We start from the raw sequence: 24475 nt of genomic DNA on the forward strand, positions 1-24475 counted from the left end.
CCCTGATTCGTTTGCGGCGGACGGATCCTTCCCGGAGCCGTGCGGCATTTCCATCCAACCCGGTTCCCTCAATGATCAACAGCCTGCTTACCCGCGTATTTGGCAGTCGTAATGAACGACAGCTGCGCCAGCTCAACCGCATCGTCGCCAAGATCAATGCGCTGGAGCCGGAGATCGAGAAGCTTTCCGACGAGCAGCTGCAGGCCAAGACGCCGGAGTTCAAGCAGCGCATCGCCGCTGGTGAAGCCCTGGACAAGGTGCTGCCGGAAGCGTTCGCGGTCTGCCGCGAGGCCGGTCGCCGCGTGCTGGGCATGCGCCACTACGACGTGCAGCTGATCGGCGGCATGGTGCTTCACCTGGGCAAGATCGCAGAAATGCGCACCGGTGAAGGCAAGACCCTGGTGGCAACCCTGCCGGTGTACCTCAACGCGCTGGAAGGCAAGGGCGTGCACGTGGTCACCGTGAACGACTACCTGGCCCGCCGCGATGCCGCGCAGATGGGCAAGCTGTACAACTGGCTGGGCCTGAGCGTGGGCGTGGTCTACCCGGGCATGCCGCACAGCGACAAGCGTGAAGCCTATGGTTCGGACATCACCTACGGCACCAACAACGAATTCGGTTTCGACTACCTGCGCGACAACATGGCGCTGTCCAAGGCCGACCGCTACCAGCGCGGCCTGCACTACGCCATCGTCGACGAAGTCGACTCCATCCTGATCGACGAAGCGCGTACCCCGCTGATCATCTCCGGCCCGGCCGATGATTCCCCGGAGCTGTACATCCGCGTCAACCGCATCGTGCCGAACCTGGTCAAGCAGGAAGCGGAGGACGGTGAGGGCGACTTCTGGGTCGATGAGAAGGGCAAGCAGGTGCACCTGTCCGAAGCGGGCATGGAGCACGCCGAACAGCTGCTGGTGGAAGCGGGCATCCTCGATGCCGAGACCGAAGGCCTGTACGCGGCGCAGAACCTGACCGTGGTCCACCACCTCAACGCCGCCCTGCGCGCGCACGCCATCTACCAGCGTGATGTGGACTACATCGTGCGCGATGGCGAAGTGGTCATCGTCGACGAATTCACCGGCCGTACCCTGGCCGGCCGCCGCTGGTCCGATGGCCTGCACCAGGCGGTCGAAGCGAAGGAAGGCGTGCCGGTCCAGCGCGAGAACCAGACGCTGGCCAGCATCACCTTCCAGAACCTGTTCCGCATGTACAAGAAGCTGTCCGGCATGACCGGTACGGCCGATACCGAAGCGTTCGAGTTCCAGAGCATCTACGGTCTGGAAGTGGTGGTGATCCCGACCAACCGTCCGACCATCCGCAAGGACAGCCCGGACCAGGTGTTCCTCAACCGCAAGGGCAAGTTCAACGCGGTGCTGGCCGACATCGAAGAGTGCGCCAAGCGCGGCCAGCCGGTGCTGGTGGGTACCACCTCGATTGAAACCTCGGAAATGCTGTCCGAGCACCTGCGCAAGGCGGGAGTGACGCACGAAGTACTCAACGCCAAGCAGCACGACCGCGAAGCGACCATCGTCGCCAACGCCGGTCGTCCGGCCGCCGTGACCATCGCCACCAACATGGCCGGTCGTGGTACCGACATCGTGCTGGGCGGTTCGCTGGAAGCGGAAATCCACGAGCTGGGCGAAGGCGCGACCGACGAGCAGAAGGCGGCGATCAAGGCCGAATGGCAGAAGCGCCATGACGCAGTCAAGGCTGCGGGCGGCCTGCACATCGTCGGCACCGAGCGCCACGAATCGCGTCGTATCGACAACCAGCTGCGTGGCCGTTCGGGCCGCCAGGGTGACCCGGGTTCGTCCCGTTTCTACCTGTCGCTGGAAGACAACCTGATGCGCATCTTCGCCTCCGACTGGGTGCAGAAGGCCATGCGCATGATGGGCATGAAGGAAGACGACGTCATCGAGGACCGCCTGGTCAGCCGCCAGATTGAAAAGGCGCAGCGCAAGGTCGAGGCCCACAACTTCGACATCCGCAAGAACCTGCTGGATTTCGACGACGTCAACAACGACCAGCGCAAGGTGATCTACGCCCAGCGCGACGAACTGCTTGACGCCGAGTCGGTGAAGGACAACGTCGATGGCATCCGCGACGACGTGATCTTCGACATCGTCGCCCGCTTCGTGCCGCCGAACTCGGTGGACGAACAGTGGGACCTGCGTGGCCTGGAAGGCACCCTGCAGTCGGACTTCGGTGTGGACATGTCGCTGACCGATCTGGTCAAGTCGCACGAGGAACTGGACGCCGAAGGCATCACCGCCAAGGTGCAGGAACGCATCAACCAGCACTTCGCCGAGAAGGAAGCGGGTGTGGGCGAAGAGACCATGCGCGCGCTGGAGAAGCACGTGATGCTGACCGTGCTCGACCAGAGCTGGAAGGAGCACCTGGCCCGCATGGATTACCTGCGCCAGGGCATCTACCTGCGCGGTTATGCGCAGAAGCAGCCGAAGCAGGAATACAAGAAGGAAGCCTTTGAGCTGTTCTCGGACATGCTGGAGAACGTCAAGCGCGAAGTGGTGACCCTGCTGGCCCGCGTGCGCATCCGCAGCGACGAGGAAGTGCAGGCACTGGAAGCGGCCGAGCGGCAGCAGGTGGAAGCCCGCCTGAAGCAGTCGCAGTTCCAGCACCAGGACACCGGCAGCTACAGCGCGGTCGAGGAAGTGGACGAGATGCAGGGCGTCGGTCAGGTGCAGCGTGACGAGCCGAAGATCGGTCGCAACGATCCGTGCCCGTGCGGCAGCGGCAAGAAGTACAAGCACTGCCACGGCCAGCTGAGCTGACCCCCGGAGAGCCCCGCGAAAGCGGGGCTTTCCTGTTCTGGGCCTTGAAGCACCCGGCGATTGCGCCGGTGCCCCGGTTTTCGGCATGCTCCCCCCATGCCTTCCCCGAAACGATCGATCCACGTCGTAGCCGCCGTCATCACTGACGCCCGCGGCCGTATCCTGCTCAACCGCCGTACCGAAAGCCGCGACATGGCCGGCCTCTGGGAATTCCCGGGCGGCAAGCGCGAGCCCGGTGAGACCTCCGAGCAGGCGCTGGCGCGCGAACTGCACGAGGAGCTGGGCATCGAGGCCGAGGTGGGCGAGTGGATCATGGACGTGCCGCAGCGCTACCCGGACAAGGACCTGACCCTGGAGGTGCGTCACGTACGCAGCTGGAAGGGCACCCCGCGTGGACGTGAGGGCCAGGCCATCACCTGGGTGGCGCCGGACAAGCTGGCCCGCTATTCCATGCCGCCGGCCGACCTGCCGGTGGTGGCCGTGCTGCGCCAGCCGGACTGCTACCTGATCACACCAGCGCCGGATACCGATGAGGGTGCCCTGCAGCGTTGGCACGGCCAGCTGCAGCAGGCGGTGGCTTCGGGGCAGCAACGCATCCAGCTGCGCCTGCCCGCCGAGCATCCGCAGCGGCAGGGCATGATCGAGCAGGCCGTACGCGCGCATCGGCGCGGCGTGCAGTGGCTGCTCAACCGCGATATTGAACTGGCCCGGTCCCTTGGCGTCGGCGTGCACCTGGGCAGCGAGCAGTTGCAGTCACTGCAGGAACGGCCGCTGCCGGCCGGGCAGATGGTGGCGGCCTCCTGCCACGACCTTGAACAGCTGTTGGCGGCACAGCGGCTCGGCTGCGACTTCGCCGTGCTGGGGCCGGTGCGGGCCACTGCCAGCCATCCCGATACCGTGCCGTTGGGGTGGGAAGCCTTCGCTGCGATGCGCGCGCAGGTCTCGCTGCCGATCTACGCGCTCGGCGGCATGACGCCGCAGCACGTGATCGAGGCACGCCGTCATGGCGGGCAGGGTATCGCCGCCATCCGCGGACTGTGGCCGGCGTAGCGCCATACAGGGGGTCGGATCCCCGCAATGCGGGGCTCTGACCTCCTCGCTCGAATCCGGGGTCGGAGCCCTTTCCGCTGGAAAGGGAACCGACCCCTCACCGCAGGCAGTAGATCCACGCCACGCGTGGATGAGCAGACCCACGCCACGCACGGACCAGTAGATCCACGCCATACGTGGATGGCACTCAGCTCAACCCATTCACAACGTAATCCAGAAACATCCATATTGCCGCCGCAGCCCAAGCACGGTCGCCGCGCGCGTGGCGCTGCCCGGCAGGGTCTGCTCCAACCGCAACCCGACCGGATGTCGTCGCGCAGTCGCTACCGGCACCGTTTCCGAATCCTGCGCGGCGATGTCCTGGCCCTCATCCGGTGCCTGCCGCGGATACACCGGCACCACGTCCACCAGCGGCCGCCGCACCACCGATTCCAGCTGGCCAAGAATCCGCTGTGCGCCGGCATCGGATACCGCGCCCCACAGGTACAGCGAAGAAAGCCGGTTCACATCACCGATGCTGACCGCCGTGTGCAGGGCCTGCACCAGTTCACTCAAGCGGCGCGGACAGCTGCTGCCGAGGCTGTCGCGTTGCAGGGTATTGCCGGAAGGCGCCGGCGGTGGGCGCCGGGACTGCGCACCCAGGCTGTCGCACGGGCGGTCGGTATAGACACTTTGCCCCTGCGGATCGGTGCAGCGGTTCAAACGCGTGGGCTGCGCCTGCGCGATGGCGCAGATGCCGGGCAGCAGCAGGAGCAGCAACAGGGACAGGACGACCTTCATCGACGCAGCGTAGCGCCGATTGCGACACGCAGCGTACTTTTCAGCCGCGCAGCAGCTTCAGTACCGAGACCGTCGGCTTGGCCAGGTTCAACGTGTAGAAGTGCAGGCCCGGTGCGCCGCCTTCAACCAGGCGCTGGCACAGCTTGGCTACCACTTCGGCGCCAAACGCGCGCACCGATTCGGCGTCGTCACCGTAGGCCTGCATCTTGCGGCTGATCCAGCGCGGGATTTCCGCACCGCACTGTTCGGAGAAGCGGCGCAGCTGGCTGAAGTTGGAGATCGGCATGATGCCCGGGGTGATCGGCACCTGCACGCCGAGCCGCTGCACTTCCTCGACGAAGTGGAAGTAGGCATCGGGGTTGAAGAAGTACTGGGTGATGGCCGCATCGGCACCAGCGTCGATCTTGGCCTTGAAGTGCTTCAGGTCGAGCAAGGCGTCCTGTGCCTGCGGGTGCGTTTCCGGATACGCGCCCACTTCGATGCGGAAGGCATCGCCATGCTCGGCGCGGATGAAGGCGATCAGTTCGGAGGCGTAGCGCATGTCGCCCGGGAAGCCCATGCCCGAAGGGAGGTCGCCGCGCAGCGCGACCAGGCGCCGGCAGCCGATGGCACGGTACAGCTTGAGCAGCTCGCGGATCTCCTGGCGGGTGCCGCCGACGCAGGACAGATGCGGTGCCGCATCGAAGCCATGGTGCTGGTTGAGATGGCGCACGGTCTCGGAGGTGTAGCTGAGGGTCGAGCCACCGGCGCCGAAGGTACAGGACACGTACTCGGGGGCATAGGCCTTCAGCCTGGCCGCGGCACGGTCCAGCTGGGTGCGCTGTTCGTCGGTCTTGGGCGGATAGAACTCGAAGCTGATGGCGGTCATGGCACGGGCGGCGGCATCGGGTGCGGATCAGTATATCGCTTCATCGAGATGGATGTAAAAAATACGGACCGCTACAGTTCGGCGCTGACCGGACTGGTCACAAATCCCCACAGCAGCCGCGCCATGACTGCAGGTGAACGTGCCTGCGAGCGGGCATAGGCCAGCAGTGCATCCAGCCGCGGCCGGTCGTACAGGTTGCCGGCCAGCAGCACCGCATGCACGCGCCGGCTGTTGCCGATGTCCAGCAAAGGATTGCCGTCGAGCAGTACAAGATCGGCCGCCTTGCCGACCTCGACACTGCCATGCCGGGCCTGCAGGTGGAGGTGCTGCGCAGCGTGCAGCGTGGCTGCGCGCAGCACGTCGGCCTGGCTGAGGCCGGCCCGGTGCAGCAGTTGCAGTTCATCGTGATAGCGGAAGCCGCCAAGCCCGGTGTCGGTGCCCACCAGCACCGGAACCCCTGCGCGGTGCGCAGCGCTGGTCAGTGCCAAGCCATGATTGAAATAGGCTTGCAGCGCGCGCTCTCCACGTTGGCCGGGATAGCGGGTGGCCGTGGCGTGCAGGTCGTCGCGCCAGGCCCAGCGTGAAAGCGGATCGAGGTAGGCCAGTCGCGGGTCATCGATGAAGGCCGGATCGCGCGCGCGGGCGTCCTCCTCGCGGGTGACATGGGTAGGCACGAATGCACTGCCCCTGGCCTGCATCAGCGTGAAGGCGGTGTTGCACGTTGCCGCCTCGTAGCTGCCCACCATGCGCTCGGCCAGCGCGGTAGGGTCTTCTTCATCCAGCGCGCCGCTGCGCCATGCAGCTGCGGTATCCGAGCAGTGACGAACGAACAGATGCGCGTGCTCAAAGCTGTGCTGACCGGCCAGCAGTGCTTCTTCCAGTGCTACCGCCTTGGGCAGATGGCCCACCAGTGGACGATGCAGTTGCCGGGCCTCGGCAGCCAGTCGTTGGTAGGTATCCGGGCGTAGTCGGTTGTAGACCTTCAGTGCATCCACGCCGCGCTCGGCGTACTCATGCGCGCGACGGACGGCGTCCTGTGGTGCCAGTGCAGGGTCTTCGAAGTAGAAGCTGGCCACCTGCACGAAGCGCGGCGCGGTCAACGTGCCAGCGATGGCCTGTGCATTCCAGCGACGCTTGTCGGCGACGCAGGCGATCAGCGGATCGGTCTGCTGCGGGCAGTCCATCATGTCGCGGGTGCCGGTGATGCCGTTGGCCAGCATCAACGGGAACTGCAGTTGCGGTGACAGCTGCAGCGCGTGGGTGTGCATGTCCCAGAAGCCCGGCAGCAGCCAGCGGCCGCCGGCGTCGAATACGTGCAGGGTGGCATCGCGAGGGCCATCGCCGATCGCGGTGATGATGCCATCGCGCACAGTGACGGTGGTGGGTTCGCCGGCGAGGCCGTTCTGTACGTCCACCACCCGCGCATTGATGATCACCCGGCTGCTGCCAGTGTCTGGCAGCGGTGGAGCAGTCAACGGCCAGAACAGGGCGGCGGCAAACAGCAGAGGCGGGGCGAGTAGTACGACCGCCAATACCTTCAGCAGGCGAGCGCGATGTGGTCGGCGGAAGGAGAACAACGCGCGTGCTGCATCCATGAGCCTGCAATCCCTGCGGTCGGTTGAAGGCAGGGTGGGGCAAGTCCGGTTCGGATGCCAGTGACTCTCGGCCTGCTCCCCTTGCACCGCCGGTGGCGGTTACCCTGTGCAGCGGATTCTTCGATCACGCCGCGCCATGTCCATCGTCCTCACCGATTTCGCCCGCCCCCGTCTGTTCCCGCGCGTACCGCGCGCCAACACCATCCAGGACTGCAGCGCCGAGCAGTTCCAGGCGCATCTCAACGCGCACCCGCCGCTGAAGGTGCTCGATGGCTATGCACCGTTCTGCAAGCTGTTCGTCTATGAAAACTGGACCAGCACGCGCTGCCTGACCGTGCCGGTCACCGAGGCCAACCGGCACCTGCTGCGCAGCGGCTACGAGGCGCGCAACCGTGAGGAACTGCCGGTGCTGGTGCGCTGGTTCGAGGGCGTGGAATCGCCACGGGCCAATTATCTGGTGGTGATCCTGTACAGCGCCGAGCAGCTGGCCAAGGAAGGTTCACCCATCGATGCGGACTGGGGCATCGTCGGCTGCATCTATACCGCCGAGCCGGAAGAAGTGCCGATGGCGCCGATCACCATGATGCGCAATGCGCTGGGCGTGGACGAGGGGGGCTCGGGCGTGCCGCTTGATCGCGAGGCGTATCAGCGCGCGGTGGCGTTCTGGGAGAGCAACGCCAACTGGCGGCCATGAATGCATAAGGGCCCATAGCGCAACGCCATGCGCGACTGCCCTATGATCGGCCAGGCAAACGCACGGAGGGCGGGGCATGGGTATCGGGACAAGGATTATTCCGCTGCAGCCGGCAGGCATGCTGCAGGCTGCCGGGGTGCTGGCGGCAACGCCTGGCGCTGAGACGGCCTGTTCTGCGCAGGGGAAGGTTGCCGCTGTGGTTGTCGAGACGTCCAGCGGCCATGCGCTGCTGGATGAGGCGGCGGCGGAAGAGTTGCGCAGCTGGCATTTCATCCGCACGGATACGAAGAGTACGGTGCCTGAGTTGGGCATCGCACGCGTGCCCATGCGGTATGAACTGGTGGAGTAGCGACCATGCGCGCCCGCGCATGGTATTGATCTGCGCGATACCGCAGTAGCGCCACGCCATGCGTGGCTTCAATCATCGGTCACAACGATCCACTCCCACCACGGGTAGTGGTACTCGCGGTCGGTGGCATCCCAGTGCTGGCCGCAGCAGGTGCAGGCCACCCGATGGCGGTCGCCCCAGCCATCCTCGGCCACGCCCTGTTCCAGCAGCCGCACATGCCCCTGCTCGATGAGCCGGCGTGGGTCGAAGAACAGGTAATCCGGATACAGCGCGCACAGGCAGCCTTTGCGATCACGCCAATAACGCAGGCGGCGCAGTGCGGCTTGCAGGTGCACATCGTTGCTGACCAGCGCACCGCCGAGCTTCACGCCTTCGCAGGCCTGCTCGATCCGCTCGGTCTGCGACGCCAGCGCATCCAGCGTCGTAGCGCTGAACAACCGTGCCAGGCGGCTGCTGGCGGCATGGATACGACTGGCATCGCGCGACAGCAGATCCTGCAGCAGCACATCGGCCTGCGGGTCGTCCAGCCGCGGTGGCGGCGATGTGGACCAGGGCCAGCGCATCAACGGGGCCTGCCGATCACGGCGTAGTGGCCGCCGGTCAGGTGCAGCAGGTCGGCCGGTGCCAGCTCCACTTCCAGGCCACGCCGTCCCGCGCTGACGTGCAGGGTGGGCAGTGCCTGCGCGCTGGCGTCGAGAAAACTGCGCAGGCGCTTCTTCTGCCCAAGCGGGCTGATGCCGCCGACCAGATAGCCGGTTGCGCGCTGCGCGGCATCGACGGCGGCCATCTCGCACTTCTTGCAGCCGGCCGCCTCGGCCAGTGCTTTCAGATCAAGCTGGCCGGCCACCGGCACGATGGCAACGAGCAGTTCGTGCGTTTCGGTGCTGGCCAGCAGCGTCTTGAATACCTGTGCCGGGTCCAGGCCCAGCTTTTCGACGGCCTCGCCGCCGTAGGATTCAGCATGGGCATCGTGCATGTAGCTGTGCACGGTATGCGTGATCTTCTCGCGCTTGAGCAGGTTGATGGCCGGAGTCATGGGGGAATCGTAGCGCGCAGCGGGCGGGTTGCCTTGACTGAGACTACTGCGGGTGGCCGGCGAACAGCATCCACGCATGGCGTGGATCTACTGGGTCGGGCGATACATGCAGTAGATCCACGCCATGCGTGGATGTGGAACGCCAGCGCAGCAACGCAGAACGGGCGCCCGAAGGCGCCCGTCCGTGTGCATCCGTTGCTGGGGTCAGAGCCCTTTCCTGCGGAAAGGGATCCGACCCCGCGCACGGCATCAGTAGCGGTAATGATCCGGCTTGAACGGACCTTCCACCGGCACGCCGATGTAGTCGGCCTGTTCCTGGCTCAGGGTGGTCAGCTTCACGCCGATCTTTTCCAGGTGCAGGCGGGCCACTTCTTCGTCCAGCTTCTTCGGCAGCAGGTACACCTTGTTCTCGTAGGTGCCCTTGTTGGCCCACAGGTCGATCTGGGCCAGGGTCTGGTTGGCGAACGAGTTGGACATCACGAAGCTCGGGTGGCCGGTGGCGCAGCCCAGGTTCACCAGGCGGCCTTCGGCCAGCAGGAAGATCGCGTTGCCGTTCGGGAAGATGTACTTGTCCACCTGCGGCTTGATGTTGACGTGCTTCACGCCCGGGAAGGCGACCAGCGCATCGACCTGGATCTCGTTGTCGAAGTGGCCGATGTTGCAGACGATCGCCTGGTCCTTCATCGCGCTCAGGTGCTCGATGCGGATGATGTCCTTGTTGCCGGTGGTGGTGACGTACAGGTCGGCACGGCCCAGGGTCGATTCGATGGTGTTGACCTCGAAGCCTTCCATCGCCGCCTGCAGCGCGCAGATCGGGTCGATCTCGGTGACCACCACGCGCGCGCCGTAGGCACGCAGCGAGGCGGCGCAGCCCTTGCCCACGTCACCGTAGCCGCAGACCACGGCGACCTTGCCGGCCAGCATCACGTCCATCGCGCGCTTGAGGCCATCGGCCAGCGACTCGCGGCAGCCGTACAGGTTGTCGAACTTGCTCTTGGTGACCGAGTCGTTGACGTTGATCGCCGGGATCAGCAGGGTGCCGGCCTGCGCCAGCTGGTACAGGCGGTGCACGCCGGTGGTGGTTTCTTCCGAAACACCCTTCCAGTCCTTGACCACGCGGCCCCAGTAACCCGGACGCTCCTTGGCCACACGCTTGAGCAGGTTCTTGATGACCTGTTCTTCGTGCGAGGCGGCTTTCTCGTCGACCCAGGTGCTGCCGTTTTCCAGCTCGTAGCCCTTGTGGATCAGCAGGGTCACGTCACCGCCGTCGTCGACCACCAGTTCCGGGCCGGTCAGGGTGCCGTCGGCCAGGGTGAAGGTCAGCGCGTCCAGGGTGCAGTCCCAGTACTCTTCCAGCGACTCGCCCTTCCAGGCGAACACGGGGGTGCCGGTGGCGGCGATCGCCGCAGCGGCGTGGTCCTGGGTCGAGAAGATGTTGCACGAGGCCCAGCGCACGTCGGCGCCGATGTCCTTCAAGGTCTCGATCAGCACTGCGGTCTGGATGGTCATGTGCAGCGAGCCGGTCACGCGCACGCCCTTCAGCGGCAGGGTGGCGGCGTGCTTGCGACGGATCGACATCAGGCCTGGCATCTCGTGCTCGGCGATGTCCAGTTCCTTGCGGCCCCAGTCGGCCAGGGTGATGTCGCGGATCTTGTAATCGCCTTCGGTGGAGAAGGTCTTGGCAACAGCATTCATGCAGTAGCTCCGGTTGTGGGCGAGCGGATGCTCGCATCTGGCCGGGCGCCGTTGTTGCAAAGCCACCTGGCCGAGCCTGGCCGGCCTCAGGGGATCCGGTCGCAGCGCCCCTCGGCAGGGGAGGACGCCCATTATATCGCGCCTCCGCTGTGACACAGCGATGACCCAACCATCGGCAGATGGGCGGAGGTGCATGGCCTGTTAAGGTCGAGGGCTTCACGCAGCGAACAGGTGGAACAATGATGAGCACGCACGCACGCCGCAACCGGCGCTTGACTGGCCTGGTGCTGTCGATGGCCCTGCTGGCGGTAGTCCCGCAGGCCTGGGCTGCGGCACCGCAGGCGGCACAGCCCCAAGCGCAGGGCGTGGCCGGCTACGAGCTGCCCTCGGCCGCACTGCAGGCGGTGGTCGACGCGCCGCGGGCGCCGTCGCTGTTCCTGTCGCCGCGCCGCGACGTGGCCGCACTGATGCAGATGCCGTCGCTGCCGTCGATCCAGGTGGTGGCACAGCCGGAGCTGAAACTGGCTGGCCTGCGCATCAATCCGAAAACCTTTTCCGACAGCCGCTTCAGCTTCGGCCAGAAGCTGTGGCTGATGAATGTGGCCGACGGCAAGGAGCGGCAGATCAGCGGGTTGCCGGCCTCGTTGTCGATCGCCAGCCTGACGTGGTCGCCGGACCAGAAGTGGCTGGCCTTCAACCAGGTCGATGCCGCTACCGGTGCCAATGAACTGTGGCTGGTGGACGTGGCCGTCGGCAGCGCCCGTCGTCTGGTTGCCGACCTGAACACCGTTCTGGGCAGTGGCTACCAGTGGTTGCCGGACAGCCGTGGGCTGGTGGTGTTCACTCGCCCGGCCAACCTGGGCACCGCCCCGGCTGCGGATGGCATTCCGACCGGCCCGGCCGTGCAGCAGACCAGTCAGGGGGGTGGCGTGGTGTCGATCCGCACCTATCAGGATCTGCTGAAGAACGAGGCCGACGCGCGCCAGTTCGATTACTACGCCACCACCCAGCCGATGGAGGTCAGCCTGGACGGGCAGCGCCGTGCCATCGGTGCGGCCGGCATCTTCATGGGCTTTGCGGTGTCGCCCGATGGCCGCTTCGTGCTCAGCCAGCCGGTGCAGCGCCCGTACTCCTACGTGGTGCCGGTGAGCAGCTTCCCGCGCCGCATCGAAGTGCTCGACCGCAGCACCGGCAAGCTGGTGCACACCGTGGCCGTGCGCCCGCTGGTGGAAGGCCTGCCGACCGGCAACGATGCCGAAGTGACCGGCGTGCGTGACATCAGCTGGCGCGGCGATGCCGATGCCACCTTGGTGTGGGCCGAAGCGCAGGACGGCGGCGACCCGAACAAGGAGGCCAAGGTGCGCGATGCGGTGTTCATGCAGGCCGCACCGTTCGACACGCCGCCGGTGACCCTGGCCCAGCTCGGCAGCCGTTACGCTGGCATCAGCTGGGGCCGTGGCGACCTGGCCCTGCTCAACGAATCGTGGTGGAAGACCCGCCGCAGCAAGACCTGGCTGATCGCACCGGACAACGCCAGCGCCGATGCCAGGCTGCTGTGGGATCGCGACGCGCAGGATCGCTACGCCGATCCGGGCCGCCCGCTGATGGCCAGCGATGACCGCGGCCGCTCGCTGCTGCAGACCACCGCTGATGGCGGCAGCCTGTACCTGGCCGGTGCCGGTGCATCGCCGGAGGGCGACCGTCCGTTCGTCGATCGTTTCGAGGTGGCCAGCGGCAAGGCGACCCGCCTGTTCCATTCGCAGGCACCGACCTACGCCGCGCCGGTAACGCTGCTGGATGCGCAGGCCAGTTCGCTGCTGATCAGCCGCGAAAGCCCGGATGAACCGACCAACTTCTACGTGCAGTCGCTGGCCGACACCAATGCTGCACCGCGTGCGCTGACCCATTTCGCCCATCCGCTGCCGCAGTTGAAGGGTGTGCAGAAGGAGCAGATCCGCTACAAGCGCAAGGACGGCGTGGACCTGACCGCGACCCTGCTGCTGCCGCCGGGCTACGACCCCAAGCGCGATGGTCCGCGGCCGCTGCTGATGTGGGCCTACCCGGGTGAGTTCAAGAGCGCGGCGGCCGCCAGCCAGGTGACCGATTCGCCGTACCGCTTCAACGCGATCAGCTACTGGGGCCCGCAGGCGTTCCTGGCCAAGGGTTATGTGGTGCTGGCCAGCCCGTCGATGCCGATCATCGGCGAAGGCGACAAGGAGCCCAACGACACCTACATCGAACAGCTGGTGGCCAATGCGCAGGCCGCGGTGGACGAGGTGGTGCGGCGTGGCGTGACCGACCGCGAGCACATCGCCATCGGTGGCCATTCCTACGGTGCCTTCATGACCGCCAACCTGCTCGCGCACACCCGCCTGTTCAAGGCCGGCATCGCCCGCAGTGGCGCCTACAACCGCACGCTGACCCCGTTTGGTTTCCAGGCCGAAGAGCGCAACTACTGGCAGGCGCAGGACGTGTACCAGAAGATGGCGCCGTTCAACTACGCCGACAGGATCAAGGATCCGATCCTCTTCATCCACGGCGTGGACGACAACAATTCGGGCACGTTCCCGATGCAGAGCGAACGCATGTTTGCCGCAGTGAAGGGCCTGGGCGGCACCGCCCGCCTGGTGATGCTGCCGAACGAGTCGCATGCCTACCGCGCACGCGAATCGATCATGACGATGCTGGCCGAAAGCGAGCGCTGGCTGGAGCAGACCCTGGGCCCGGTGCAGCAGGGCAAGGCCAAGAAGACGCGCTGACCAGACCCGGTAGTGCCGGCCGCTGGCCGGCAACCTCACGTTGCGCAGGTCCACGAGGTTGCCGGCCAGCGGCCGGCACTACCAGATGAAACCATTTTTGCATCGCAGCACGGCACGCGTTCTGGTTTAGGCTTGGGGTCTGGATCCGTTGACCGAGGCCTGTGCGTCGCCGATGAACGAGTACCGCAGCAGTATCGAATTTGCTTCCCCCGATCTTCCCCTGCGTGACGATGTGCGCCGTCTCGGTGCACTGGTCGGCGACCTGCTGGTCGAGCAGGTGTCGGCCGCTTTCCTCGATGACGTCGAGGACGTGCGTACGCGTGCGATCGCCCGCCGCGAGAACCAGGCGCCGCTGTCCGAGCTGGCCGATGGCCTTGCCGGGCGTGCGCCACAGCAGGCCGAGACCATGGTGCGTGCGTTCAGCACCTACTTCCAGGTGGTCAACATCGCCGAGCGCGTGCATCGCATCCGCCGCCGCCGAGACTACCAGCGCGCCGTTGCCGCCGCACCGCAACCCGATGGCCTGCAGGATGCCCTGCAGCACCTGAAGGCGCAGGGCGTTGGCCTGGACGAACTGGCACAGTGGCTGCCACGCATCGATATCGAGCCGGTGTTCACCGCGCACCCGACCGAGGCCGTGCGCCGCGCGCTGCTGGAAAAAGAGCAGCTGATGGTGGCCAGCCTGGTCGACAACCTCGACGGCCAGCGCACGCCCGGTGAGGCCGCCGCAGACGCTGCACGTTTCCGCATGGCATTGACCGCGTCGTGGCAGACCACCGATTCCTCGCCGGTGCGTCCAACCGTGGACGACGAACGCGAACACGTCGGCTTCTATCTGGTGCAGGTGCTGTACCGGGTCATCCCGGTGCTGTACGAATCGCTGCAGCAGGCGCTGCGCGATACCTATGGCGAGGAGCTGCCGTTGCCACGCCTGCTGCGTTTCGGCACGTGGGTGGGCGGCGACATGGACGGCAATCCCAATGTGGATGCGCACACCATCCGCAACACGCTGGATGCACAGCGCGTTGCCGTGCTGGGCCAGTACCAGAAGGAACTGCTGCAGCTGGCCAGCCTGCTCAGCCAATCCACCGAACGGGTGGGGGTGAGCGATGCACTGCAGGCGCGTGTCGCGCACTATCAGCAGTTGCTGCCGCAGGTGCAGTCGCGGCCACGCCATGCCGACATGCCGTACCGGTTGCTCAACGACCGCATGCGCGCACGCCTGCAGGCCACGCTGGATGATGCCGACGGCGCCTATGCCGGCCCGGACGAGCTGATCGATGACCTGCAGCTGATCCTCGACAGCCTGCGTGCGAACCGTGGCGAACATGCCGGCGGCTTCGCCGTGCAGCGTCTGCTGTGGCGGGTGAAGACCTTCGGCTTCCATCTGGCGCGGCTGGATGTGCGCCAGGAGTCGAGCGTGCATGCGCGCGCGCTGGCGGCAGTGCTGGGTGGCGACGCGGCATGGGATGCGTTGGATGCAGTGGGGCGCGCACGTCTGCTGGCACCGCATGCCAGTGGTGAAGCCCCCTTGCCCGTTGGCGATGATGAGGGCAGCCAGCGCTTGGATGCGGTGTTCGCTGCATTGGCCGATGCGCGTGCGCGGCATGGTGGCGACGCGCTCGGCAGCTACATCATCTCGATGGCGCACGACCGTGGCGATGTGCTGGCGGTGCTGGCGCTGGCGCGCCGTGGTGGACTGGTCGATGACGCCGGCAGCGTGCCGCTGGATATCGCGCCGCTGTTTGAAACCGTGGACGACCTCAAGCGCGGCACTGCAACACTGCGCGATCTGCTGGCCGATCCGGTGTATCGCGCGCATCTGCGTGCACGTGAAGATGTGCAGATGGTGATGCTCGGTTATTCGGACAGCAGCAAGGACGGTGGCATTGCCGCCTCGCGCTGGGGCCTGCAACGCGCACAGGTTGAACTGCTGGAGGTGGCGGCCGACGCCGGCCTGCGTTTGACCTTCTTCCATGGCCGCGGCGGTTCGATCAGCCGCGGCGGCGGCAAGACCACGCATGCAGTCGATGCCTCGCCACGCGGCAGCATCGATGGCCGCCTGCGGGTGACCGAACAGGGCGAGGTGATCCACCGCAAGTACGGCATCCGCGCGCTGGCGCTGCGCTCGCTGGAGCAGGCCACCGGTGCGGTACTGCGCGCCAGCCTGCGCCCGCGCGCCGCCGAGCCGCGCGAGGACGCGTGGCGCCCGGTGATGGACGTGGTCGCCGGCTCCAGCAGTGAGGTCTATCGGGCGTTCGTCGGCCAGCCGCGTTTCATGGACTACTTCCGTACCGCCACGCCGATCGATGTGATCGAACGGATGACACTGGGCTCGCGGCCTTCGCGGCGGCTCGGCCAGGATGCGGCGTTGACCAACCTGCGTGCGATTCCGTGGGTGTTTGCCTGGAGCCAGGCGCGCGCGGTGATCCCGGGCTGGTATGGCGTCGGCAGCGGCCTGCAGGCGGCGGTGGATGCCGGCCATGAAGCCACGCTGCGCGAGATGGCGCGGGACTGGCCGTTCTTCCGCACGTTCCTGGATGACATCGCGATGGTGCTGTCGAAGGGCGATATCACCATCGCCGAACAGTTCTCGCGCCTGTCAGGCGAGCTGCACGATGCGTTCTTCCCGCAGGTCGAACGCGAACTGGAACTGACCCGGCACTGGCTGCTGACGCTGATGGAGCAGCAGACCCTGCTGGACCACGACGCGCGGCTGGCGCTGTCGATCCGCCTGCGCAACCCTTATGTGGATCCGATCAGCGTGCTGCAGGTGGACCTGCTGCAGCGCTGGCGCGAAAGCGGGCGCGAGGATGACGACCTGCTGCGCGCGCTGGTGGCCTGCGTGAATGGTGTTTCGCAGGGCGTGCAGAACACCGGGTGAGCCGCTGTGGTAGTGCCGGCCGCTGGCCGGCAACCTTGCATCTGTTTCCGAGCATCAGGAGGTTGCTGGCCAGCGGCCGGCACTACCGGGTTTGAGGTCATTCTTCCGGCGACGGCGGATTCGACGCCAGCAGTTCCAGATGCCGCTGCTCCATTTCCTGGCGCAGCTGGCGGCGGATCAGCGCGGCGGCCTGGCGGCGCTTCTCGTCCGAACTTGCCGGCTGCAGTGATGGAACCGGCGTCGGCCGGCCTTCCTCGTCCACCGCCACCATGGTGAAGAAGCAGCTGTTGGCGTGGCGCACGCTGCGCTTGAGGATGTCCTCGGCCACCACCTTGACGCCGATTTCCATCGACGAGGTGCCGGTGTAGTTCACCGAGGCGAGGAAGGTGACCAGTTCGCCGACCGCGATCGGCTGGCGGAATACCACCTGGTCCACCGACAGGGTGACCACATAGCGGCCGGCATAGCGGCTGGCGCAGGCATAGGCGACCTGGTCGAGCAGGCGCAGGATCGCGCCGCCGTGGACCTTGCCGGAGAAATTGGCCATCTCCGGCGACATCAGCACGGTCATGGACAGCTGGTGGGATTTGAGTTCGGTCGACATGGGGCGATTGTATCGGCGTGGCGTGGCTCGTGTAGAGCCGAGCCCATGCTCGGCTGCTCTTGGCGCAGACAAAAAGAAAGCCGAGCATGGGCTCGGCTCTACAGGAAGCAGAAGGGCCGCTTGCGCGGCCCTTCTTGAAGGTCAGCCGACTGACAGTCGGCTCTACAGCGGCCCTTCGTGCTTCTTATTTCAGCTTCGCATCGGCGCGCAGGGCGGCGGCGCGATCGGTCTTCTCCCAGGAGAAGGCCGTGGCGTTGACGGTCTCGCCTTCGCCGTTGATGTAGCTGAACTCCTTCGGCTTGCGGCCGAAGTGGCCGTAGGCCGCGGTCTGCTGGTACATCGGGTGGATCAGGTCCAGCATCTTGATGATGCCGTACGGGCGCAGGTCGAAGTGCTTGCGGATCAGCTTCTCGATCTTGTCATCGCTGATCTTGCCGGTGCCGAAAGTGGTGACCGAGATCGAGGTCGGCTCAGCCACGCCGATGGCGTAGGAAACCTGCACTTCGCAACGGTCGGCCAGGCCGGCGGCAACCACGTTCTTGGCAACGTAGCGGGCAGCGTAGGCGGCCGAACGGTCGACCTTGGACGGGTCCTTGCCGGAGAACGCGCCACCACCGTGACGGGCCCAGCCGCCGTAGGTGTCGACGATGATCTTGCGGCCGGTCAGGCCGCAGTCGCCCACCGGGCCGCCGATCTCGAACTTGCCGGTCGGGTTGATGTGGAACTTGGTGCCCTTGTGCAGCCACTTGGCCGGCAGCACCGGCTTGATGATCTCTTCGCGGACGGCCTCGATGAGGTCCTTCTGCTTGATGCCCGGGGCGTGCTGGGTCGACAGGACCACCGCGTCGATGGCCGAGACCACGCCGTTTTCATAGCGCAGGGTGACCTGGCTCTTGGCGTCCGGACGCAGCCAGGACAGCGGCGAGTTGCGCTTCTTGCGGATCTTGGCCTGCTGCTCGACCAGGCGGTGCGACAGGTGGATCGCCGCCGGCATGTAGCTGTCGGTTTCGTTGGTGGCATAGCCGAACATCAGGCCCTGGTCGCCAGCGCCCATTTCTTCCGGCTTCTTGCGGTCAACGCCCTGGGCGATGTGCGGGGACTGCTTGCCGATCAGGTTCAGCACGCCGCAGGTGGCGCCGTCGAAGCCGACTTCGGAGCTGTCATAGCCGATGTCCACGATGACCTTGCGGGTCAGCGCTTCCAGGTCGATCCAGGCGCTGGTGGTGATCTCGCCGGCAACGATGGCAACGCCGGTCTTGACCATGGTCTCGCAGGCCACACGGGCGCGCTGGTCCTGGGTCAGGATCGCGTCCAGCACCGCATCGGAGATCTGGTCGGCAACCTTGTCCGGATGGCCTTCAGAGACCGACTCGGAGGTGAAGAGGTAGCTGGACATCAGGCTTAATATCCTTTGATTCGGATGGAAAGATGGCCGCGAATGATACACGGGGTGCGCCGCCTGTGCATTGTGAACCCGTATGGGTTGCCGGTGGTTAAGGTGTTGTGCCCGGCAGGGCAAGGCCTGGCGGGCATTGCTGGGGCATCGTGCACAGGCAGTGTTCCACTGGCGTGACCATTGCCGCCGCCCGCCGGGCCCGGATGGGTCGTGCAGGCGCCGTCATCATTCTGCCGCCAAACCGCCATCTGGCTGCCGCGTCCCGGGCGCAGGCTCTCGGCCAACCCGGCCGCCGGGCAGGAGGGGACACGCCATGCAGGAACTCGAACAGCGTCTGCAACAACGCTATCCCGACTGGTTCCATGGCCGTCGCGGCCAACTGGCCCGGCCCCTGCTGCGCAGCGTCGGACGCTGGTCGCGGATGGACCGGATCGAAGAGTTCCTGCGCCGCAACGCCAACGTGCGCGGTTTCGACTTCGTCGCCGCCGGGCTGGACTTCATTGAGGGCCGCTACCACGTCGACCCCGCCGCGCTGGCGCGGATTCCGGCCACGGGCCGGCTGTTGATCGTGGCCAACCACCCTTCCGGTGCGCTGGATGCCCTGGCGCTGTTGGATGCGGTCGGCCGCATCCGCCGCGACGTGCGCATCGTGGCCAATGATCTGCTGGGCGCGATCGGGCCGCTGCAGGACCTGCTGCTGCCGGTACGCATCCTCGGTGGCAAGGTCCAGCGCACCAGCCTGCAGGCGGTGGAGCAGGCACTGGCGGCCGAACAGTGCGTGATCGTGTTCCCGGCCGGCGAAGTCTCGCGGTTGTCGCTGCTCGGCATCCGCGATGGTCGCTGGCAACGGGGCTTTGTCCGCTTTGCCCGTGCCGCCGCCGCGCCGGTACTGCCGGTGCGGGTGGAAGCGCGCAACTCGGCGCTGTTCTACGGCGCCTCGACGCTGTTCAAACCGGCCGGTACGGCACTGCTGGCACGCGAGATGTTCGCCCGCCGTGGCCGGCCATTGCGGCTGCGCATCGGCGAACCGATGCAGCTGGGGCAGGGTGACCCCGGCGCGCAGCTGCTGGCGGTGCGCCGTGCAGTGTACGCGCTGGGACGCACTACGTCGGTTGCCGAAGGCTGCCCGGCAGGTCCCGAGCCGCTGGCCGCGCCGGTGCCGCCTGCACAGATCGCCGTTGCGATTGCCGCTGCCACCGTGCTGGGGCAGACCGCCGATGGCAAACAGATCCTGCTGGCCAGCTGCGCGGCTGAGTCGCCACTGCTACTCGAGCTGGGGCGGCTGCGCGAACTGACCTTCCGCCAGGTGGGCGAGGGCACGGGGCGCAGCCGCGACCTGGACGACTTCGACCTGCACTACCAGCACATCGTGATCTGGGATGGCACCGCCCAGCGCATCGCCGGTGCCTACCGGATCATGCGTGGCGCGCAGGCGTTGGCGCGGCGGGGCCTGGCCGGGCTCTACAGCGCTTCGCTGTTCCGCTATTCCGACGATGCCATTCCACGTATTGCCGAAGGCCTGGAACTGGGCCGCAGCTTCGTGGTGCCCGATTACTGGGGCAGCCGCAGTCTGGATTACCTGTGGCAGGGCATCGGCGCTTATCTGCAATGCCAGCCCGGCATCCGCTATCTGTTCGGTGCGGTGTCGATCAGCGCGGCCTTGCCGCGCGATGCGCGCGAGCAGCTGGTGGCCTATTACCAGCGTTACTACGGCGCGGCCGATGGTCGGGTGCAATCGAACCGGCCGTTCCAGTACTTCGCCGCGCCACCGTGCTTCGGCGAACTGGATGCGGCGGCCGCCTTCGACGTGCTCAAAGCCAACCTCGCCGCGCTCGGCACCGGCGTGCCCACCTTGTACCGTCAGTACACCGATCTGTGCGAACCCGGTGGTGCACGGTTCCTGGCGTTCGGCGTCGACCCGGATTTCAGCGACTCGATCGACGGCCTGATCGAAGTCGACCTGCACGCGATCCGGCCACACAAACGCAAACGCTACCTGCGCGATGCGGGGATGCCGGCATGAGCACGCTGGCGAACCTGGCACCGCATCGTCGCGCCGTGTTCGTCTCCGATGTTCATCTCGGGTCGCGGCATTGCCACGCCACCGAGTTGGCGCGTTTTCTCGGCACGCTGCGCTGCGAGCGCCTGTACCTGGTCGGCGACATCATCGACCTGTGGTGGATGGCGCACCGGCGCGCCAACTGGCGGCAATCGCACAGCGAGGTCATTCTGGCCCTGCACGCGCTGCGACGCGCCGGTACCGAGATCATCTACATCCCCGGCAACCACGACGCTTCGTTGCGCCAGGTGTGCGGCCTGATGCTGCCGGCGATGCAGGTGCGCCGCCGCGCGATCCACACCACCGCCGATGGCCGCCGGCTGCTGGTTGCGCATGGCGACGACTATGACGGTGTCACCCACTTCGGTGGCCTGCAGGAGCGGTTTGGTGACTGGCTGTACTACCGCATCCTCACCGGCAACCATCTGTTGAACGCGGTGCGGCGTCGACTCGGGATGCGCTACTGGTCGCTGTCCGAATTCCTGAAACGCCAGAGCGGTGCCGCTGAGCGCTACATCGAGCGCTTCGTGCAGGCCGGTCTGGATGATGTGCGCCGGCGTGGCCTGGACGGCATCGTCTGCGGACACATCCACCGCGCCGCGCTGATCGAACGTGACGGTCTGGTCTACGCCAATGACGGCGACTGGGTGGAAAGCCTGACCGCGTTGGCAGAGGACCACGACGGCGCGTTGCGGCTGCTGGACCACAATGGGCAGACACTGGTCGAGCTGCCCGGGGCACGGTTGTCGCAGGCGGCGTAGCGTTGCGGAGGCCTCTCCGCGTATTGCGATGCGCTCAATGCACTGGCGCCTATCGAGCAATGGTGGCGCGGCTCGACGCTACCGAGACGGCGTCGACGCAACCCGCTAGCATCGGCCGATGGACTCATTGACCCAGATCGTTCTCGGCGGCGCTGTCGCTGCCGCCATCGCCCCGCCCGGACACCGCCGTGCCGCCCTGGTGGCCGGTGCCGCGCTCGGTACCCTGCCGGACCTGGACGCCCTCTGGCTGGGCGTTGCCGCCGCCGACCCGGTGGCGAACATGACCGATCACCGCAGTTTCAGCCATTCGCTGCTGGTGCTGCCGTGGGTGGCCGCGCTGATCTGGTGGCTGTTCAAGCGCTTCGGCAAGGGTCGGGTGGCGCAATCACCAGTGCGCTGGTTCTGGGCGATCCAGCTGGCGCTGGTCACCCATCCCGTGCTGGATGCGTTCACCGTCTACGGCACGCAGCTGTGGTGGCCGTTGCAGCCGCATCCAGCGATGGGCTCGAGTGTATTCATCATCGATCCCGGCTACACGGTGTGGTTGCTGCTGGGCTGCGTGCTGGCCTGGTTCGGTCGCGCACGGCCGTGGGCGGGCAAGGTGCTCGGCGTCGCGTTGCTGCTCAGCAGTGCGTACCTGGGCTGGGGACTGATGGCCAAGGCACAGGTCGACCGCGCCGCGCAGCAGAGCCTGGCCGCGATGGGCCTGGGCGACGCGCCGCGGTTCTCGGTGCCGATGCCGTTCAATACCCTGTTGTGGCGGGTGGTGGCGATGACGCCCAATGGCTACGTGGTGGGTGACTACTCGGTGGTGGCCGACCACGCGCCGATGCGTTTCGAGGGGCATCCGTCCAACGTGCAGGCCTTGCGTGAAGCCGCCGGAGTTCCCGCAGTGCAGCGCCTGCAGTGGTTCAACCGTGGCTTCATGCGCGCACAGGTGGTGCAGGGCAGGCTGGTGCTGAGCGACCTGCGAATGGGCTTGGAGCCGGACTACACCTTCAACTTCGAAGTGGCCGAGCAGGTTGACGGCCAGTGGCGCGCGATCGTGCCCGAGCAGTTGCGGGTTGACTACAGCAGCCCGGCCGCGCGTGCCGATGCCGGTCGCCGGTTGTCGGCCATGTGGCAGCGCATCTGGCACGAACCGGAGGTGGCGGACGAGGCCGCCGCGCACCCGTAAATCCACGCCATGCGTGGCTGGCGTGGCCGCGGCCGCTCAATACACCGTGGCGCGGCCCTGCACGAACGAATAGAAAAACACCGCGTTCGGATCGTTCTGCACCAGCCGGAACTCGCGGCGCATGCCCTCCACCGTCTCTTCGTCCACCGTGCCGGCCTGCAGCAGCTGGTCAGCCGCCGACAGCAGCAGCTGTTCCCAGAACGCGATCATCGTCTTGCGACGTGCCGGTTCGCGGTTGTCCAGGTGGATGGTCTTGATCTCGGTGTGCACGTCGCGGAAGCCACCGGCCAGCAGCAGGTTGCCCAGCTTGGCGCCGACAAACGGGTCACCGCCATGGTCATACTGGAAATCATTGAAGGCCATCCAGTAGCGCCAGATGTGCGGCGAATACGGATCAAGCAGGAACGAGGCATTCATTACCTCGGTGATGTACACCGGCGAGCCCGGGGCCAGCACGCGGCGGACCTCACTCAGCACGCGGGCGGGCGAGGGGACGTGTTCCAGCACCCAGCACAGGAAGGCCGCATCGAAGGTGCGCGCGTCGAACGGCAGTTCGCCGGCATCGGCCTGCTGCAGCGTGTAACGGTCGCTGCACCACGGCGTACGCGCCAGGTTTTCCCGCGCGGTTTCCAGCTGGGCCTCGCTCAGGTCGACGCCGGTCACGTGCAGCTCGGGGAAGCGGCGCAGCAGGATCTCGGTCTGTGCACCCACGCCGCTGCCGACTTCCAGCAGGCGCTTGGCGCCGCTGTAATCGATCTGGCCGAAGATGCTCGATTCCAGCAGGCGTGCCTGGGTCATCAGGCGCTGCTGCTCGGTGCCGGAGAACCCGTGCAGGTAGGTCGGGGAAGAAATCGGCGGGGTCATGATGGCGGGCTCAGGCAGCAGAAGGCATCGCCGGTTCCCCGGCGATCAGGCGGTCGAAATAGTCGGTGGTCAGCGCGATCTGGCTGGCAGGATCTTCGGCACGGTTGACCACCGCGCGGAACGCGGCATTCTCCGGCCGGTCCTTGGCGTACCAACCCAGGTGCTTGCGCGCGATGCGCACGCCCTGCGGCTCGCCATAGAAGTCGTGCAGTGCGTGCAGATGGCCGAGCAGGATGTCGCGCACTTCGGCCAGCGACGGTGGCGGCAGTTCCTCGCCGGTGGCCAGGTAATGCGCCACCTCGCGGAAGATCCACGGCCGGCCCTGTGCGGAGCGGCCGATCATCACCGCGTCGACGCCGGTCTGCTGCAGGACGAAGGCGGCCTTCTGCGGCGAATCGATATCGCCGTTGGCGATCACCGGGATGCGCAACGCGGCCTTGATCTCGCCGATCGTGGCGTACTCGGCCTGGCCGGTGTAGTGCTGGTCGCGGGTACGGCCGTGCACGGCCAAGGCAGCGATGCCACTGGCCTCGGCGATGCGGGCGATGACCGGGCCATTACGGTGGTCGCAGTCCCAGCCGGTGCGGATCTTCAGCGTCACCGGCACGTCCACCGCGTTGACCACGGCTTCCAGGATGCGCGCGACCAGCTGCTCGTCGCGCATCAGCGCTGAGCCCGCCCAGGCGTTGCACACCTTCTTGGCCGGGCAGCCCATGTTGATGTCGATGATCTGTGCGCCATGGTCGACGTTGTAGCGCGCGGCCTCGGCCAGCTGCTGCGGCTCGGTACCGGCGATCTGCACGCTGATCGGCGCGGGTTCACCGGCATGGTCCATGCGGTGGATCGACTTGCGCGTGTTCCAGAAGCGCGGGTCGCTGATGGTCATTTCCGAGGCGGCCAGGCCCGCGCCCAGCCGTTTGCACAGCAGGCGGAAGGGCTTGTCGGTAACGCCGGCCATGGGCGCGAGCACGACGTTGGGGGCAATGGAGTACGGGCCGATCTGCATGCGCCCATTGTAGGGCGCGGCCGGCGCCCCGGCGGGGTTGGCAGCCTGCCGGTTCAGGCCCATCCGGACCGACCTCATGCCGCACGGGCATCAGCAGATGCTTGAC

At 66.5% G+C, this 24475-nt stretch carries 19 protein-coding genes and 1 riboswitch; of the genes, 9 read left to right on the plus strand and 10 right to left on the minus strand.

Translation table 11 applies throughout. The features are described from left to right. Positions 1 to 71 precede the first annotated feature (71 nt). Positions 72 to 2792, plus strand: a complete 2721-nt coding sequence (gene secA / locus ACEF39_RS03240; protein WP_500286957.1) for a preprotein translocase subunit SecA — start codon at positions 72 to 74, stop codon at positions 2790 to 2792. Positions 2793 to 2888: 96 nt separating this feature from the next. Further along, a complete protein-coding gene (locus ACEF39_RS03245; RefSeq protein WP_500286958.1) occupies positions 2889 to 3842 on the plus strand; it encodes a Nudix family hydrolase in 954 nt (317 codons plus the stop codon). Between the two features lie 201 nt (positions 3843 to 4043). On the opposite strand, the gene ACEF39_RS03250 is transcribed toward ACEF39_RS03245, so the two are convergent. The 3 genes from ACEF39_RS03250 to ACEF39_RS03260 all read right to left on the minus strand — a co-directional run bounded on the left by ACEF39_RS03250 (position 4044) and on the right by ACEF39_RS03260 (position 7085). Further along, a complete protein-coding gene (locus tag ACEF39_RS03250) occupies positions 4044 to 4622 on the minus strand; it encodes a DUF4124 domain-containing protein (RefSeq protein WP_500286959.1) in 579 nt (192 codons plus the stop codon). 40 nt (positions 4623 to 4662) lie between these two features. Continuing rightward, on the minus strand, positions 4663 to 5490 hold the full coding sequence (gene metF, locus ACEF39_RS03255; protein ID WP_500286960.1) for a methylenetetrahydrofolate reductase [NAD(P)H]: 828 nt from the start codon (positions 5488 to 5490) through the stop codon (positions 4663 to 4665). Between the two features lie 71 nt (positions 5491 to 5561). Beyond that, the gene (locus ACEF39_RS03260) at positions 5562 to 7085 is read right to left on the minus strand and encodes an amidohydrolase family protein (RefSeq protein WP_500286961.1); all 1524 of its coding nucleotides are present in this window, start codon (positions 7083 to 7085) and stop codon (positions 5562 to 5564) included. A gap of 136 nt (positions 7086 to 7221) precedes the next feature. Here ACEF39_RS03260 and ACEF39_RS03265 point away from each other — a divergent pair, with 136 nt between their 5' ends. Together ACEF39_RS03265 and ACEF39_RS03270 are read left to right on the plus strand one after the other, a co-directional pair. Then, positions 7222 to 7779 (plus strand): DUF3228 family protein, encoded by a 558-nt coding sequence (locus ACEF39_RS03265; protein WP_500286962.1) that lies wholly within the window; start codon positions 7222 to 7224, stop codon positions 7777 to 7779. A gap of 76 nt (positions 7780 to 7855) precedes the next feature. Beyond that, complete coding sequence (locus ACEF39_RS03270) at positions 7856 to 8128, plus strand: energy transducer TonB (RefSeq protein WP_500286963.1); 273 nt, start codon at positions 7856 to 7858, stop codon at positions 8126 to 8128. Positions 8129 to 8196: 68 nt separating this feature from the next. Here ACEF39_RS03270 and ACEF39_RS03275 read toward each other — a convergent pair whose 3' ends face one another. The 3 genes from ACEF39_RS03275 to ahcY form a co-directional block, all read right to left on the minus strand. Continuing rightward, positions 8197 to 8691 carry a hypothetical protein gene (locus ACEF39_RS03275; protein WP_500286964.1) on the minus strand — a complete coding sequence of 165 codons (495 nt, stop codon included), beginning with the start codon at positions 8689 to 8691 and terminating at the stop codon, positions 8197 to 8199. Next, complete coding sequence (gene ybaK / locus ACEF39_RS03280) at positions 8691 to 9164, minus strand: Cys-tRNA(Pro) deacylase (RefSeq protein ID WP_500286965.1); 474 nt, start codon at positions 9162 to 9164, stop codon at positions 8691 to 8693. Before ybaK ends, ACEF39_RS03275 begins: the two co-directional genes overlap by 1 nt. Before the next feature lie 249 nt (positions 9165 to 9413). Continuing rightward, a complete protein-coding gene (gene ahcY, locus ACEF39_RS03285; protein WP_223494250.1) occupies positions 9414 to 10859 on the minus strand; it encodes an adenosylhomocysteinase in 1446 nt (481 codons plus the stop codon). 36 nt (positions 10860 to 10895) lie between these two features. Beyond that, a riboswitch (S-adenosyl-L-homocysteine riboswitch) is annotated at positions 10896 to 10978 on the minus strand. A 123-nt stretch (positions 10979 to 11101) separates the two neighbouring features. Here ahcY and ACEF39_RS03290 point away from each other — a divergent pair. Next, positions 11102 to 13618, plus strand: a complete 2517-nt coding sequence (locus tag ACEF39_RS03290; protein WP_500286966.1) for an alpha/beta hydrolase family protein — start codon at positions 11102 to 11104, stop codon at positions 13616 to 13618. 172 nt (positions 13619 to 13790) lie between these two features. Next, positions 13791 to 16502, plus strand: a complete 2712-nt coding sequence (gene ppc, locus ACEF39_RS03295) for a phosphoenolpyruvate carboxylase (protein ID WP_500287960.1) — start codon at positions 13791 to 13793, stop codon at positions 16500 to 16502. 97 nt (positions 16503 to 16599) lie between these two features. Here the strand turns inward: ppc and ACEF39_RS03300 are convergent, their stop codons facing one another. Both ACEF39_RS03300 and metK read right to left on the minus strand, forming a co-directional pair. After that, positions 16600 to 17106 carry an acyl-CoA thioesterase gene (locus ACEF39_RS03300; protein WP_089238821.1) on the minus strand — a complete coding sequence of 169 codons (507 nt, stop codon included), beginning with the start codon at positions 17104 to 17106 and terminating at the stop codon, positions 16600 to 16602. Positions 17107 to 17290: 184 nt separating this feature from the next. Beyond that, the gene (metK, locus tag ACEF39_RS03305; RefSeq protein WP_089238823.1) at positions 17291 to 18502 is read right to left on the minus strand and encodes a methionine adenosyltransferase; all 1212 of its coding nucleotides are present in this window, start codon (positions 18500 to 18502) and stop codon (positions 17291 to 17293) included. A gap of 313 nt (positions 18503 to 18815) precedes the next feature. Between metK and olsF the strand changes: the two genes are divergently transcribed. The 3 genes from olsF (at position 18816) to ACEF39_RS03320 (ending at position 22499) form a co-directional block, all read left to right on the plus strand. Next, positions 18816 to 20525 (plus strand): bifunctional ornithine lipid synthase OlsF, encoded by a 1710-nt coding sequence (gene olsF, locus ACEF39_RS03310; RefSeq protein ID WP_500286967.1) that lies wholly within the window; start codon positions 18816 to 18818, stop codon positions 20523 to 20525. Further along, positions 20522 to 21322, plus strand: a complete 801-nt coding sequence (locus ACEF39_RS03315) for a UDP-2,3-diacylglucosamine diphosphatase (RefSeq protein ID WP_099820276.1) — start codon at positions 20522 to 20524, stop codon at positions 21320 to 21322. The genes olsF and ACEF39_RS03315 overlap by 4 nt, the downstream gene beginning before the upstream one ends. A gap of 118 nt (positions 21323 to 21440) precedes the next feature. Further along, positions 21441 to 22499, plus strand: coding sequence for a metal-dependent hydrolase (locus ACEF39_RS03320; RefSeq protein ID WP_500286968.1), 1059 nt, complete (start codon positions 21441 to 21443; stop codon positions 22497 to 22499). Positions 22500 to 22535: 36 nt separating this feature from the next. On the opposite strand, the gene ACEF39_RS03325 is transcribed toward ACEF39_RS03320, so the two are convergent. Beyond that, positions 22536 to 23363 (minus strand): methyltransferase domain-containing protein, encoded by an 828-nt coding sequence (locus ACEF39_RS03325; RefSeq protein ID WP_500286969.1) that lies wholly within the window; start codon positions 23361 to 23363, stop codon positions 22536 to 22538. Positions 23364 to 23373: 10 nt separating this feature from the next. Then, positions 23374 to 24369: a tRNA dihydrouridine synthase DusB gene (gene dusB, locus ACEF39_RS03330; protein ID WP_500286970.1), complete on the minus strand. Its 996-nt coding sequence runs from the start codon at positions 24367 to 24369 to the stop codon at positions 23374 to 23376. Positions 24370 to 24475: the final 106 nt, after the last annotated feature.

This window comes from Stenotrophomonas indicatrix, from assembly GCA_041545745.1.
GTDB classification, from domain to species: domain Bacteria; phylum Pseudomonadota; class Gammaproteobacteria; order Xanthomonadales; family Xanthomonadaceae; genus Stenotrophomonas; species Stenotrophomonas indicatrix_A.